General features: G+C 50.2%; 1 protein-coding gene. It reads left to right on the forward strand.

Going from position 1 to position 795, the window contains the following annotated elements; translation table 11 throughout:
- Window positions 1-795, forward strand: a 795-nt coding sequence (locus CVN76_RS06330) for an AMP-binding protein (RefSeq protein ID WP_157805567.1), incomplete at both ends; no start/stop codon positions are given.

The following is a 795-nucleotide window of genomic DNA, read 5'->3' on the forward strand; positions in this document are numbered from 1 at the left end:
ATTTGCTCTCTGAAGGCTCCTTCGCAAGCAAGCTTGATGATATGGCGGGGAATCTTCTTGAGTTGCCCCTTCTTTTTATCGAACAATTGCCAAATGAAAGAACGGCAGAGATCCTTCAGGAGTTTTATCTGGAGGATACCGCTACGATCATGTACACATCGGGCACGACAGGAAATCCAAAGGGTGTGATCCAATCTTTCGGCAATCATTGGTGGAGTGCCGTCGGATCGGTGTTGAACCTTGGATTGCACGAGGGGGATACCTGGTATTGTGCGGTTCCTATCTTTCATATCAGCGGTCTTTCCATCCTGATGAAAAGCGTGATTTATGGGATGAAGGTCGTCTTGGCCGAGCGGTTCGATGAACGGGAAGCGAACAAGGCAATCCAGGAAAATGGCGTGACGATCATTTCGGTCGTGACGACGATGCTTAATAGGATGGTGCATGATTTGAAAGGAGCAAGCTATCCAGACGACTTTCGCTGCATGCTGTTAGGCGGAGGACCTGCGCCCATTCATTTACTGGAAGCCTGCAAGGAAAAAAAAATCCCGGTCTATCAATCATATGGGATGACGGAAACATCTTCTCAGATCGTGACGCTGGCTCCGGAGTACAGCATGACGAAAATCGGTTCGGCAGGAAAACCATTATTTCCTTCGCAGCTACGGATCGAGAAGGATGGCAAGGTGTCCGGACCTGGTGAGGCGGGGGAAATCGTTGTTTCGGGTCCGAATGTGACAAAAGGCTACTTCAACCGGCTGGATGCCACACAGCAGGCGATTAGTGACGGCTGGC

Source organism: Bacillus sp. mrc49, from assembly GCF_002803435.1.